The organism is Pseudomonas sp. FFPRI_1, from assembly GCF_055384485.1.
In genome coordinates, this window is the sequence record NZ_AP029168.1 from 5958375 (window position 1) to 5971705 (window position 13331).

The 13331-nt window shown below is 58.6% G+C and carries 12 protein-coding genes, 4 tRNA genes and 1 riboswitch; of the genes, 5 read left to right on the forward strand and 11 right to left on the reverse strand.

Annotated features, from left to right (window positions below; translation table 11 throughout):
• The first annotated feature begins 2 nt into the window (after positions 1-2).
• Positions 3-662 carry a DUF1266 domain-containing protein gene (locus ACZ5BO_RS26450; protein WP_464696975.1) on the forward strand — a complete coding sequence of 220 codons (660 nt, stop codon included), beginning with the start codon at positions 3-5 and terminating at the stop codon, positions 660-662.
• A 568-nt stretch (positions 663-1230) separates the two neighbouring features.
• On the opposite strand, the gene ACZ5BO_RS26455 is transcribed toward ACZ5BO_RS26450, so the two are convergent.
• Positions 1231-1307 (reverse strand) — tRNA-Arg (locus tag ACZ5BO_RS26455).
• Between the two features lie 295 nt (positions 1308-1602).
• Here ACZ5BO_RS26455 and ACZ5BO_RS26460 point away from each other — a divergent pair.
• Together ACZ5BO_RS26460 and ACZ5BO_RS26465 are read left to right on the forward strand one after the other, a co-directional pair.
• The gene (locus ACZ5BO_RS26460; protein ID WP_464696976.1) at positions 1603-1842 is read left to right on the forward strand and encodes a hypothetical protein; all 240 of its coding nucleotides are present in this window, start codon (positions 1603-1605) and stop codon (positions 1840-1842) included.
• A gap of 21 nt (positions 1843-1863) precedes the next feature.
• Positions 1864-2043: a PA3371 family protein gene (locus tag ACZ5BO_RS26465; protein ID WP_025126958.1), complete on the forward strand. Its 180-nt coding sequence runs from the start codon at positions 1864-1866 to the stop codon at positions 2041-2043.
• On the opposite strand, the gene phnN is transcribed toward ACZ5BO_RS26465, so the two are convergent.
• Positions 2018-2599 (reverse strand): phosphonate metabolism protein/1,5-bisphosphokinase (PRPP-forming) PhnN, encoded by a 582-nt coding sequence (phnN, locus tag ACZ5BO_RS26470; protein WP_464696977.1) that lies wholly within the window; start codon positions 2597-2599, stop codon positions 2018-2020. The two genes, ACZ5BO_RS26465 and phnN, sit on opposite strands and share 26 nt — an antisense overlap.
• 379 nt (positions 2600-2978) lie before the next feature.
• On the opposite strand from phnN, the gene ACZ5BO_RS26475 reads away from it, so the two are divergent.
• Positions 2979-3305 (forward strand): Arc family DNA-binding protein, encoded by a 327-nt coding sequence (locus ACZ5BO_RS26475; protein ID WP_003204761.1) that lies wholly within the window; start codon positions 2979-2981, stop codon positions 3303-3305.
• 110 nt (positions 3306-3415) lie between these two features.
• Here ACZ5BO_RS26475 and mgtE read toward each other — a convergent pair whose 3' ends face one another.
• The 8 genes from mgtE to ltaE form a co-directional block, all read right to left on the reverse strand.
• Positions 3416-4858 (reverse strand): magnesium transporter, encoded by a 1443-nt coding sequence (gene mgtE / locus ACZ5BO_RS26480; protein ID WP_025126956.1) that lies wholly within the window; start codon positions 4856-4858, stop codon positions 3416-3418.
• A gap of 407 nt (positions 4859-5265) precedes the next feature.
• Positions 5266-5342: transfer RNA gene (locus ACZ5BO_RS26485), tRNA-Arg, on the reverse strand.
• Positions 5343-5414: 72 nt separating this feature from the next.
• A tRNA-Arg gene (locus tag ACZ5BO_RS26490) sits at positions 5415-5491 on the reverse strand.
• 107 nt (positions 5492-5598) lie between these two features.
• Positions 5599-5689 (reverse strand) — tRNA-Ser (locus ACZ5BO_RS26495).
• Positions 5690-5751: 62 nt separating this feature from the next.
• Complete coding sequence (gene csrA / locus ACZ5BO_RS26500) at positions 5752-5940, reverse strand: carbon storage regulator CsrA (RefSeq protein WP_002554426.1); 189 nt, start codon at positions 5938-5940, stop codon at positions 5752-5754.
• Positions 5941-6129: 189 nt separating this feature from the next.
• Positions 6130-7371 (reverse strand): aspartate kinase, encoded by a 1242-nt coding sequence (locus ACZ5BO_RS26505; protein WP_025126955.1) that lies wholly within the window; start codon positions 7369-7371, stop codon positions 6130-6132.
• A gap of 96 nt (positions 7372-7467) precedes the next feature.
• Positions 7468-10092, reverse strand: a complete 2625-nt coding sequence (gene alaS / locus ACZ5BO_RS26510) for an alanine--tRNA ligase (protein WP_464696978.1) — start codon at positions 10090-10092, stop codon at positions 7468-7470.
• Between the two features lie 146 nt (positions 10093-10238).
• Positions 10239-11243 (reverse strand): low-specificity L-threonine aldolase, encoded by a 1005-nt coding sequence (gene ltaE, locus ACZ5BO_RS26515; RefSeq protein WP_464696979.1) that lies wholly within the window; start codon positions 11241-11243, stop codon positions 10239-10241.
• A 219-nt stretch (positions 11244-11462) separates the two neighbouring features.
• Positions 11463-11633, forward strand: a riboswitch (FMN riboswitch).
• 119 nt (positions 11634-11752) lie between these two features.
• Between ltaE and ACZ5BO_RS26520 the strand changes: the two genes are divergently transcribed.
• Complete coding sequence (locus tag ACZ5BO_RS26520) at positions 11753-12262, forward strand: 6,7-dimethyl-8-ribityllumazine synthase (RefSeq protein ID WP_025126952.1); 510 nt, start codon at positions 11753-11755, stop codon at positions 12260-12262.
• Positions 12263-12313: 51 nt separating this feature from the next.
• Here ACZ5BO_RS26520 and astE read toward each other — a convergent pair whose 3' ends face one another.
• Positions 12314-13324 (reverse strand): succinylglutamate desuccinylase, encoded by a 1011-nt coding sequence (gene astE, locus ACZ5BO_RS26525; protein WP_464696980.1) that lies wholly within the window; start codon positions 13322-13324, stop codon positions 12314-12316.
• Positions 13325-13331: the final 7 nt, after the last annotated feature.

A 13331-nucleotide genomic window follows, 5' to 3' on the forward strand; every position in this document is an offset into this window, starting at 1 on the left:
AGATGATGACGATCATTGCACTGCTCATCGGCGCCTGGCTGGTCTGGCGCTACCTGCACCGCCAGCCGCCAACCTCCCTGGTGGTATTCACCCCCCGCAAACGCTGGGCACTGAGACTGGCCCAACCGATGGTCGATGCCACAGGGATGACCGGATTCTTCGACCCGGACACCACCCACTTCATGGATCAGGCAAGAGACTCCCTCAGAACACCGTTGCTGCATCAGATCGGTTTGCGCAACAACGCTACTGACGAAGATGTCAGCCGGCACCTGAACAGCACCCTGGAACAGCAGTGGTTTCGAGTCGATCTACACGGGCTGAGCGCCACCGACGACCCTCGCGCGGCCATGGCTTTTGCCTGTGTGCGCAGCGCCTTCTTTATCCGCTGTGCAATGCTGATGGGCTGGGTCGAACCCGAGATCGGGTGGCGAGTCATGTTGCTCAACGCCCAACGCGCCCAGGATTGCTTCAACAGCTGGGAGGACTTTGGCAGGGCCTTCATGCTCGGGCGTCAGCAGTGGGTAGCAGCGTTCAGGGCCGACGCCCTGGGAAAACAGTTCGATGAGGCAAGCCTGGAGCGCCTGCTGGCCCCTCAAGGCGGCAGCTGGGGTGAGCTCGCCTGGCGAGGTCTGCCTGCACTGTCTCCAACGGCAAGCTGAGCAGCGATGGAGAAATAACCTGCCGGCATGGGACGATTAAAGGCCAGAGCAGTACAGCGAACGCTCAAATGCTCCGGCAGAGGGTTCAGCCATTTAAGTTGCATTCTAGATAGAACAAGTCAGACGCCCCCACCGAACAAGCTCCAGGCACCCGCAATGCCTTGAGCTTTTTCATGCCAGACAGAAGCACAAGAGAACCCATGAACACCACTAGAATACTGATGACCGTACCCATTTAGCACTGCTCAGACCTGCCCGACGGCAGATTATGGGCACTTGCTATCCTCGCCTTGATCCCCCGGACCGGTGAGCTCATCAAGTCATGTTGGAGGCGTCCGACAACTTTATGAATCAACGACGTCCAACCCGGCACCGACAAGGAAACGGATAGCTGCACCTGCGCCAGGAAGCGGCACTGCACGACAGCAAGCCAATCTAGGGCTGCGCAGGCGCCAACAAAAAAGCCCCGCTCGAGCATCGCTCGGCGGGGCTTTTTTTGCCCTGTCGGCCTGCCTGAGGTCACAGGAAACTGACCTGCCAGGAATCGGGCGACAAGAGGCAGAACATATGGTGTCCCAGGGCAGGTTCGAACTGCCAACCTTCCCCTTAGGAGGGGGATGCTCTATCCAATTGAGCTACTGAGACAAGACAGCGGATGTCGGATACGCCACGGCGCAAACGACGGCGTGCATGTTAACGGCCGAGGCTGTATTTGTCATGTCATCCATAGGGCTTTTTGCACGAAGCAGCGCTAGCCCTCACCCTCTTTCCAAGGCAGAGTCGTGCAAATTGCATCACTGCAAAAAGCCACCATTGCAAAATGCAACTTTCACATCACACAAAATCAATTTAACTTGTTGTTTTTAAACACTTTATTAGCCATTACACTCTTGGCACGGGAGCTGCTTTATCAGGGGTAAACACCACGGAGATGATGCCCATGACCAGCGCCCTGCTTATCTTGAATGCGGCAGCCATCGCCGTGCTGGTGGCCTTTCACTTTCAACCGGCAGATAACGCCGCCCCTACAGAATCCTCCACCGCCCACTACAGCCAGCGCCAGACACCGCAGCTAGCCGTAATGACCAGCCAGGTTCAGCCTGGAAAGGTGAACCAAGTAACCCAGGGATCGACCCCATCGCAACCCGCCCCCCTGCCCACCGAGAGCTGGGTATTTTGAGAAAGACTTCAGGAGCCACCTATGTCCACCCTAGCCAAAAGCCTGCTTGTCATGACAGTGCTCAGCGGTATCGCCGTACTGGCGTTGCCTGACAATACCCTCGGGAATGTTCCACCGATCATTTTTGGCTCATGCCTGACTGTGTTCCTGCTGGCGCTATTCGCCGGGCGCAAGATCAAGTTCGATCCGGTACTGCGCTGACTCCCTGCTCACGCAATATGGCCAACAGCCCCACCAGAGTCACTTCCAGCGCACCCGAGTTGTCCAACCGCAGGACATGCTCCTCATCAAGCCAAGCTGCATTGGCGAACTGATCATTGCGCCTGAGGCGATGCTCGATCTCCGTCAGACTCTCCCGCGCTCGACGCAGCAAACGACGACGCAAGACTTCTGTATCGACCGTCAGGACGATCGGAATCAGATCGGGATAACGTTCCCGCGCCTGGGGCAAATACCCCCTGGAACCGTTGACCAGGACATGGCGCCCCTGGGCCAGCCAGCTGTCAATCTCGACTGGAATGCCGTAGCCCAGGCCATTGGCCCGCCAGAACAGGGAGAAATCCCCTCGCAGCACCCTCTGCTCGAACTCCTCGGCAGTGACCTCCGTCGCCGCCTCGCCCACTGACTCGGCTGAACGGGTGATCACGCGCTTTGCAACATCACAGCCCAACACACTTAAAGGCTGTCTGGCGGCATCAATCAAGCTATCCTTGCCGGCCCCTGAAGGCCCCATCAGATAAATAAGTCTACCCGGCATGGGGCGCCGCCACGGACAGCACAACTAGTAAATCGGCCATTTGCCACTATCCTCTAACAGGCAGGGATCACACTACTCATCTGCATAGCATGCACCTTCGCCAGTGCACTGACACTCCCGTCGGATGGGAGAATGCAGCCAACGACGCGGGCCTGGCGATCTTTTCAAACCAGTCCGCATTTCTGATAATTGGTGCTGGCATAACGCCTTTATCCAGTTCAATATTTGTCACAGAATTGACGCCAATGATCTGGCAACTTTGAGGCATGATGCGGGCCTCTTAGCAATTCAGGTTGAACATTTGGCATTCAGGCTTGTCCTAAAAGACAGCCCGCGGCCAATTCCGAGAACCGCTCCCCTGAACTAACCGGTTAAATATATGCGCCCATTGAAACAGGCAATTTATTCCAGCCGTACGGCTGACAAGTTCGTCGTACGTCTACCCGACGGGATGCGTGAACGCATTGCCGAGGTGGCTCGCAATCATCACCGCAGCATGAACTCCGAAATCATCGCGCGCCTGGAACAGAGTCTTATTCAGGAAGGCGCCTTGGGTGAAGAGTTGAGCATGCGCCTGGACAGCCCCGAACTGTCCTTGCATGAACGCGAACTGCTTCAACGTTTCCGCCAACTTTCACATCGCCAGCAGAACGCTTTGGTTTCGCTGATCGCCCACGACGCCGAAATGGCCGCAGACGCCACCTGATTCCATCTTGCAAGCTCAAGCCAGCCTAGCCGCTGGCTTTTTTTTGCCTGCCATAAAGCACTGAAGCGCCATTAAGGCGCTTCACGGGCAAATCCGACATCAGGTTTCGCTCAGAGCAGGAAGATCGTCGCCAACCCCAGAAAGATGAAGAAGCCGCCGCTGTCGGTCATCGCAGTGATCATCACACTGGCACCCATTGCCGGATCGCGCCCCAGGCGCGCCAGGGTCATCGGGATCAGCACCCCCATAAGCGCTGCCAGCAGCAGGTTCAAGGTCATGGCGGCCGTCATCACCACCCCCAGCGACCAACTGCCATACAGCATGTAGGCCACCACACCGATCACACCGCCCCACACCAGGCCGTTGATCAAGGCCACGGCCAACTCCTTGCGCATCAGGCGCGATGTATTACCGGTACTGACCTGGTCCAGGGCCATTGCCCGGACAATCATGGTGATGGTCTGGTTGCCCGAGTTACCACCAATACCAGCAACGATCGGCATCAAGGCCGCCAGCGCCACCAGCTTTTCAATGGAACCCTCGAACAGACCGATCACCCGGGATGCCACAAAAGCGGTGATCAGGTTGATAGCCAGCCAAGCCCAACGGTTACGCAGGGATTTCCACACCGAAGCGAAGATGTCTTCTTCCTCGCGCAGACCGGCCATGTTGAGGACTTCGGTCTCACTCTCTTCACGAATCAGGTCAACCATTTCATCGATGGTCAAACGCCCGATCAGCTTGTCATTCTTGTCGACTACCGGAGCCGAAATCAGGTCGTAACGCTCAAATGCCTGGGCCGCATCGTAGGCGTCCTCATCCGGATGAAAGCTCACCGGATCGCTGGCCATGACGTCCGCGACCTTCTTCTCCGGATCGTTGACCAAAAGCCGCTTGATCGGCAGCACGCCCTTGAGCACGCCGTCGTAATCCACCACGAACAGTTTGTCGGTGTGGCCCGGCAGCTCCTTCAACCGACGCAGGTAACGCAACACCACTTCAAGACTGACATCCTCACGGATGGTCACCATCTCGAAGTCCATCAGCGCGCCGACCTGCTCCTCGTCGTAGGACAGCGCGGAGCGAACGCGCTCACGCTGCTGACCGTCAAGAGCCTCCATCAGCTCATGGACGACGTCTCGCGGCAGCTCGGGAGCCAGATCAGCAAGTTCGTCAGCGTCCATCTCCTTGGCAGCCGCCAGGAGCTCGTGATCGTCCATGTCGGCGATCAGGGTTTCACGTACGGAATCGGATACTTCGAGGAGAATATCGCCGTCGCGCTCAGCCTTGACCAACTGCCATACGGTCAGGCGCTCTTCCAGAGGCAAGGCTTCAAGGATATAGGCAACGTCGGCGGAGTGGAGGTCATCGAGCTTGCGTTGCAATTCGACGAGGTTCTGCCGATGGACCAGGTTCTCGACCCGGTCATGATGATGGCCTTCCTGACGGTGCGTCAGGTCTTCGACCACCCGCTGGCGCTGCAGCAGCTCAACAACTTGAGCGAGGCGGTCCTGCAGGCTTTCCTGCGTTTTCTTTACTTCTACTTCGGTCATAGGCGAACTCCACTCCCAGCAGAGGAGCACGCCGGAAGGATCAATCAGTCAGTTCATGATTGTGAAAACGGGATACTGAGTAACTACTGGGTAAGTCCATGGAGGTATTCCACAAGCCCCGGCGGGGCTGACGGGCGCAATGATACACCGCCTGACGCTTTTAAACGCTAAAAATCGCGGCAAGAACAAGCGCTTGCGGCACAAACCTGAGCAGCGCCCGAATCTATGAAACTGCGACGCCCTTGCGCAAAAAGAAAACACACGCCCGAAGAAAAAAGTCCGAAGGCAAGCGCCCAGACAGGCATTCGACTTTATCGGAACGAGGCCGTTCCAGTTGAGCGCATCAGAAGGAGAGATAAAGCAGAAAGCAAAAAGCCCGCATCTTTCGATGCGGGCTTCTTGATGTATGGTGCACTCGACAGGATTCGAACCTGTGACCGCTCGGTTCGTAGCCGAGTACTCTATCCAGCTGAGCTACGAGTGCATTTTGTGTTTTTAGACCAGACCACAACTGGTTGAAGCCAAGTTAACTGTATTACTACAACCAACTCTTAAATGGTGCACTCGACAGGATTCGAACCTGTGACCGCTCGGTTCGTAGCCGAGTACTCTATCCAGCTGAGCTACGAGTGCATTTGTTGCCGCGCATTATAGGCCGTTAAATCTTTTTGTAAAGCACTTTTTCTAGTAATTTCAACAACTTACAGAAGAAGCCAGATTACAACGTACTAAACAAATAATGGCGGAGAACGGGGGATTCGAACCCCCGACACCCTTTTGAGGTGTACTCCCTTAGCAGGGGAGCGCCTTCGGCCACTCGGCCAGCTCTCCGCAACACGGGGCGTATATTAACCAGCTTTCTCCCCGTTTGCAAACAAAAAAAACGATAAAAATTAATGGCTTGGTTCTTCGTCCTTCTCTTTCTTTATCCGCAGGTAGATTTCCTCACGGTGAACCGCCACTTCTTTGGGGGCGTTGACACCAATCCGCACTTGATTACCTTTGACGCCGAGCACGGTCACGGTGATTTCGCCATCACCAATGATCAGGCTTTCTGCACACCGACGAGTCAGAATCAGCATACCTTTCTCCTCACGCATTACATTTTCAGGGACAACAGTCTGCAAAAAAAAGGGTGTCGGCCTACAACCAGATCGGTAGCAGTCCTACACGCCTAAGTATTGACTAGCACGGGCAAAAGAACAGTTTTGCGCCCATGCCAATCAAAAACACAAAGGGCGCGGTCAGACCGCGCCCCTTTCAAACACCTATCACTCGCCCTGTCGGGCTGGAGCGTCAAGCTCGAACGCAGTGTGCAGTGCACGTACTGCCAACTCCAGGTACTTCTCTTCGATCACTACCGAAACCTTGATTTCGGAGGTGGAGATCATCTGGATGTTGATGCTCTCTTTAGCCAATGCTTCGAACATGCGGCTGGCAACACCCGCATGGGAGCGCATGCCGACGCCAACGATCGAAACCTTGGCGATATCGGTATCCCCCACCACTTCCCGGGCACCGATTTCACGCGCGGTGTTTTCCAGCACGGTCTGGGCTGCCAGGTAGTCGTTGCGGTGCACGGTGAAGGTGAAATCGGTGGTGTTATCGTGCGAAACGTTCTGCACGATCATGTCGACTTCAATGTTCGCCGCGCTGATCGGGCCAAGAATCTTGAAGGCCACGCCAGGATTGTCTGGCACGCCACGGATAGTCAGCTTGGCTTCATCGCGATTGAAGGCGATGCCGGAAATGATCGGCTGTTCCATGGATTCCTCTTCATCAATAGTAATGAGGGTGCCCGGACCCTCCTGAAAGCTGTGCAACACGCGCAGCGGAACGTTGTACTTGCCAGCAAACTCGACCGCACGGATCTGCAACACCTTGGAACCGAGGCTGGCCATTTCCAGCATCTCTTCAAAGGTGATCTTGTCCAGGCGCTGAGCCTTGGGGACCACACGCGGGTCGGTGGTGTAGACGCCATCTACATCGGTGTAGATCTGGCACTCGTCAGCCTTCAAGGCCGCGGCCAGCGCTACACCGGTGGTGTCGGAACCGCCACGCCCCAGGGTGGTGATGTTGCCGTGCTCGTCAACGCCCTGGAAACCGGCGACCACGACCACACGACCGGCTTTCAGATCGCCACGAATCTTCTGATCATCGATCTGCAGGATTCGCGCTTTATTGTGAGCGCTATCCGTGAGGATCCGTACCTGGTTACCGGTGTAGGAGACCGCCGGAATACCACGTTTGATCAGCGCCATCGCCAGCAAGGCAATGGTCACTTGCTCGCCGGTGGAAACAATCACATCCAGCTCACGGGGAACCGGTTTGTCTTCGCCGCTGATCTGCTTGGCCAGCTCGATCAGGCGGTTGGTTTCGCCACTCATCGCCGACAGCACAATCACCAGGTCGTCGCCGGCTTCGCGGAATTTCTTCACCTTGTCGGCGACTTGCTCGATCCGCTCGACAGAGCCGACCGAAGTGCCTCCAAATTTCTGTACGATCAAAGCCATTTTCTAAGCCGCCTCAGCCCGTAAAGGGGCGCCCGTTAATCAATCAAACTGCACAGCGAAGGACCCGCCACTAGACGACGGGCCCGGCTCGGCGCCTTAAATACCCTGCTCGACAAATGGCACGGTCAGGGCCAGTGCGGCATCCAGCGCAGCGGCATCAACACCACCGCCCTGGGCCATGTCTGGACGACCACCGCCCTTCCCGCCCACTGCCGCAGCGGCTTGTTTCATCAAATCACCGGCTTTGAGTTGGCCAGTCAGGTCCTTGGTCACACCGGCAACCAGTACGACCTTTTCCTCATGGACGCTGCCGAGCAGGATCACTGCGCGGCCGAGTTTGTTTTTCAACTGATCCACCAGCGCCAGCAGCGCCTTGCCATCCTGGCCGTCGAGACGCGCAGCCAGGACTTTCACGCCCTTGACGTCCGCCGCTTGCGCAGACAAATCGTCACCGGCAGCGCTGGCCGCCTTGGCCTGCAACTGCTCGAGCTGCTTCTCCAGCAGGCGATTGCGCTCGAGCACTGCCGACAGCTTGTCGATCAGGTTGTCGCGGCTGCCCTTGACCAGGGACGCCGCTTCCTTGAGTTGTTCTTCCGCAGCATTCAGGTACGCCAGGGCTGCAGCACCGGTGACCGCCTCGATACGCCGCACGCCGGAGGCGACACCACCTTCGCTGGTGATTTTCAGCAGGCCGATGTCGCCGGTACGGTTGGCGTGGATACCACCACACAGCTCCACCGAGAAATCGCCACCCATGCTCAGTACGCGCACACTGTCACCGTACTTCTCGCCGAACAGCGCCATGGCGCCCTTCTTCTTGGCGGTGTCGATGTCGGTTTCTTCGGTTTCCACCGCGGTGTTCTTGCGGATCTCGGCGTTGACGATGTCTTCCAGCGCCTTGATCTGCTCGGGCTTGATCGCCTCGAAATGGCTGAAGTCGAAACGCAGGCGCTGACTGTCCACCAAGGAGCCTTTCTGCTGTACGTGATCGCCCAGTACCTGGCGCAATGCAGCGTGCAGCAAGTGCGTGGCCGAGTGGTTCAGCGAGGTGGCGTGACGCACATCTGCGTCCACCTGGGTTTCAACCGGGGCGCCGATGGTCAGGCTGCCCTTGGCCAATACCCCGTGGTGCAGGAACGCGCCGCCCGTCTTGGTGGTGTCGCGCACATCAAAACGCGCATCACTGGCCTGCAAGAACCCGCAATCGCCGATCTGGCCACCGGATTCGGCATAGAACGGCGTCTGGTCGAGGACCACAACGCCTTCTTCGCCTTCGCTCAGCACGTCGACCGCTTGTCCTTCCTTATAGAGGGCAATCACTTTGGCCGAGCCGCTGGTGGCGTGATAGCCGGTGAACTCGGTGGCCACATCGACCTTGACCAGGCTGTTGTAGTCCATGCCGAAGGAACTGGCCGAGCGGGCCCGCACTCGCTGGGCTTCCATCTCGCGCTCGAAACCTTCCTCATCGAGGGTCAGGTTGCGCTCGCGGGCGATGTCGCCGGTCAGGTCCATCGGGAAACCGTAGGTGTCGTACAGCTTGAACACCACGTCACCCGGTACCACAGAGCCCTTGAGTTCGGCCAGGTCCTGCTCGAGGATCTTCAGGCCCTGCTCCAGGGTCTTGGCGAACTGCTCTTCCTCGGCCTTGAGCACGCGCTCGATATGCGCCTGCTGGGATTTCAGCTCAGGGAAGGCATCACCCATCTCGGCCACCAGGGCCGCGACGATCTGGTAGAAGAAGCTGCCCTTGGCCCCCAGCTTGTTGCCATGACGGCAAGCGCGACGAATGATCCGGCGCAGCACGTAGCCGCGGCCTTCATTGGAAGGCAGCACACCGTCGGCAATCAGGAAACCGCAGGAACGGATATGGTCGGCCACCACTTTCAGCGAGGCCTGGGCATCGTTGCTGCACCCAATGGCCTTGGCCGATGCGCTCAGCAGGCTCTGGAACAGGTCGATTTCATAGTTCGAATGCACGTGCTGCAATACCGCACTGATCCGCTCCAGGCCCATGCCGGTGTCCACCGACGGCGCCGGCAACGGATGCAGCACGCCATCGGCGGTACGGTTGAACTGCATGAACACGTTGTTCCAGATCTCGATGTAACGGTCGCCGTCCTCTTCCGGCGAGCCCGGTGGGCCACCCCAGATGTCGGCGCCGTGATCGTAGAAGATCTCGGTGCAAGGGCCACACGGGCCGGTATCACCCATGGTCCAGAAGTTGTCGGAGGCGTAAGGCGCGCCTTTGTTGTCGCCGATGCGAACCATGCGCTCGGCCGGCACCCCGACCTCTTTGGTCCAGATGTCGTAGGCCTCGTCATCGCTGGCGTAGACAGTGACCCAGAGCTTTTCCTTGGGCAGGTTCAGCCACTGGTCGGAAGTCAGAAAGGTCCAGGCGAAGGTGATGGCGTCGCGCTTGAAATAGTCACCGAAGCTGAAGTTGCCCAGCATTTCGAAGAAGGTGTGGTGACGGGCGGTATAACCGACGTTTTCCAGGTCGTTGTGCTTGCCGCCGGCGCGAACGCACTTCTGGCTGCTGACAGCGCGGGTATAGGCGCGCTTTTCCTGGCCCAGGAAGCAGTCCTTGAACTGGTTCATCCCCGCGTTGGTGAACAGCAGGGTTGGATCGTTGCCAGGGATCAAAGAGCTGGAGGCTACACGGGTGTGGCCTTGCTCTTCGAAGAAGCGAAGGAAGGCTTCACGGATTTCTGCGCTTTTCATTAGGTTCTTCCACGGAGACTGCGGCCAAAGGCCTGTGCGCAACGTCAACAGACGAAACGACGGCAAAGGGCCGCATTATATCGGCGTTAATCACTAGGTACAGCGTGTTTGTACGATACAAACAGTCAATTGGACGGAGAACACTGTCAGTTACGGGAAAACTCGGTAAAAGCACTCACCACTTGCTCGATTTGCCCACGATCCACGTCCAGATGAGTGACCAGGCGCAGCCGCGAGGCGGCGCTGAGCCTGATCCCGCGTTCGGCGGCAAACGCCTTGAGCGCCTCGGCCCGCTCGCCCATCTGCACATACACCATGTTGGTCTGCACCGGCTCGACGCTGTAGCCCGCCTGGCGCAACCCTTCTGCCAGCAGCTGGGCATTGGCATGGTCATCCGCCAGGCGCTGCACCTGATGATCCAGGGCATACAGCCCTGCCGCCGCCAAGCTGCCGGCCTGGCGCATGCCGCCACCGACCATCTTGCGCAGGCGCCGCGCCTTGCCGATCAACTCGCCAGAGCCACACAGCACCGAACCCACCGGCGCGCCGAGCCCCTTGGACAGGCACACCGACACCGAATCGAAATGCTCGGTAATCATCCGGGCATCCACCCCCAGCTTGACCGCCGCGTTGTACAACCGCGCGCCATCCAAGTGCAGGGCCAGGCCGCGTTCAGCGGTAAAGGCCCGCGCCCGGGCCAGGTAGGTCAGCGGCAACACTTTGCCCTGCATGGTGTTTTCCAGGGCCAGCAAGCGCGTGCGGGCGAAATGGAAGTCGTCGGGCTTGATCGCCTCTGCCACCTGGGCCAGGTCCAGGGAACCATCCGCCTGGACTTCCAGCGGCTGCGGCTGGATCGATCCCAGTACCGCTGCACCGCCCCCTTCGTACTTATAGGTATGGGCCTGCTGCCCGACGATGTATTCGTCGCCACGGGCGCAATGAGCCATCAGCGCCAACAGATTGCTCATGGTGCCGGAAGGGACGAACAGAGCCTCAGCAAAGCCCAGACGCTGCGCCAGTTCGGCTTCCAGTTGATTGACCGTCGGATCTTCACCGTACACATCGTCCCCCGTGCGAGCACTGGCCATGGCATCGAGCATGCCTGGGGTGGGCTGGGTCACGGTGTCACTACGAAGATCGATCACGCTCATCACATCTGGCCTCGGCTGCGGGACCGGCAAGGTCCGCGGTAGACAGGGGAATTCCCTTGGGAAACGAATTACTGCCGTCGCATGCCCCATAAATCAAGCAACAACTGTAGGAAACCCTGCAGCAAACTGGAAAAAATCCGATGAAAATTATCCAAAAGGCGCGATGCACCTGCGCTCAAACTGTGTTAAAAACTCACCGCCCGCGGAAAATCCGCAGGCATACGTTCTCAGGGCGGGGTGTAATTCCCCACCGGCGGTAATTGCGCGCAATGCGCATAGCCCGCGAGCGCTTGGCGATGCCTGCGGCTTGACTGCAGGTGACGGCAAGGTCAGCAGACCCGGTGTGATTCCGGGGCCGACGGTCATAGTCCGGATGAAGAGAGAACGGGATTGGCACCAAAGGGCCGTGGCCGGCAGTCGTGGGAGATCCACGTCCGTCCTGCGCGCACCCTTAAATCCCATTCGATTCATATACGCCCTGTTTTTCACACAAACAGGAGTCAGAACAGATGCAACCCACTGCAATCGACAGCAAAAGCAAACACCACCCCAACGAGCGCGTCGCCTTTATCCAGGCCTGCTGGCACAAGGAAATCGTCGATCAAAGCCGTCAGGGCTTCGTCACTGAAATGCTCGCCCAGGGTTACCAGGAAAGCGATATCGACTTCTTCGAAGTGGGCGGCGCCTTCGAAATCCCCCTGCACGCCAAGCTGCTGGCCAAGTCCGGTCGCTACACCGGTATCGTCGCGGCCGGCCTGGTGGTGGACGGCGGCATCTACCGCCATGAGTTCGTCGCCCAATCGGTGATCAGCGGCCTGATGCAAGTGCAGCTGGAAACCGAAGTGCCGGTGTTCTCCGTGGTGCTGACCCCGCATCACTTCCATGCGGGCGATGAACACCAGAAGTTCTTCTTCGAGCACTTTGTGCACAAGGGCCAGGAAGCGGCGAAAACCTGCGCCGACACCCTGCAGAAGACTCGCGCCTTACGCCGCAACGAGCAGCGTGCGGTCGCGATTTAAGCGCTGAAGCAAGATTCCCCTGCCTGACAGGGGAATCCTGCCGCTGCAAACTCAGGCCAGGCCGTCGGCCGTGGTCGGCACGATCAGGATCCCCGCGCGCAGGCCATTCTTCACCTTGGGATTGGGAAAAATGATCCGCGCCCCCTCTTCCTCGATCACCCAACGGGTCTGGGCGATGTCCTCGGCCAGCAAGTAGCCCACTTCCAGCTCGGAAAAGTTTTCGATGTCCGCCGGCAGATGCAGGTGGAAGCTGTCGCTGTGCTTGATGACTTCCCGAGCCACGCTGAACAGCTTCAGCCCTTCGAGGCTGTCCTGCTCGGCCGGCGGCTCGGTACCATCGATGATCTGCTTGAGACGGGTTTCCAGGCGCTCGACATTGACCCCCTGGTTCTGCCCGAAAGGCCGCGCCTTGCCCAGCTCAAGGGTAAAAGCCTCGGCCCCCAGCTGATCATAGGTATAGGCACTGAAGACGATCGACGGCTTGTTCTGCAGCAGCACCGCTTCCATGCCGGCTGCCCGCAGGCGGGCCAGTTCACGACGCGAATGCTGGCGCCCGTGTTTCCAGGGATACAGGGCGAACTGCTCGATCTTCGAACCACGGATTGCCGTATGCAGGTCGTAGTGCAACCGCTGACGATCCGCCAGGCTGAAAAAACTCGCCGCCAGGCGCTCCAGTTCACAGGCCCGCAGCGCTTCGGTGCCGCTGCTTGATTCATGCCGGCCGTTGAACAGCCGGTTGACGTCCTGCTCGACGAAACGCTCGCCGCGACGCATGGCCTCGGGGTTGCCGAACAGGAACAGGATACGTGCGCGGGGCTTGAGATCACCCCGGGCAATGTCATGCAACAGACGGTCGAGCAGCTCGATGGGAGCCGTCTCGTTGCCATGGATTCCCGCTGACAGCAGCAGGTCCAGGCCGTTATCGCGAGCCTCGGGTGGCCGCACTTCCAGCGCACCCTCGCTCAGCCAGCGCATGCGCACGCCGTCGACAGTCAGTTGAGTCTTCTCTGCCGGTTCGCGGCCGGCGAGGGTCAGTTCAAGCAGTTTGCCGAGGGCGAGCATAGCGCGG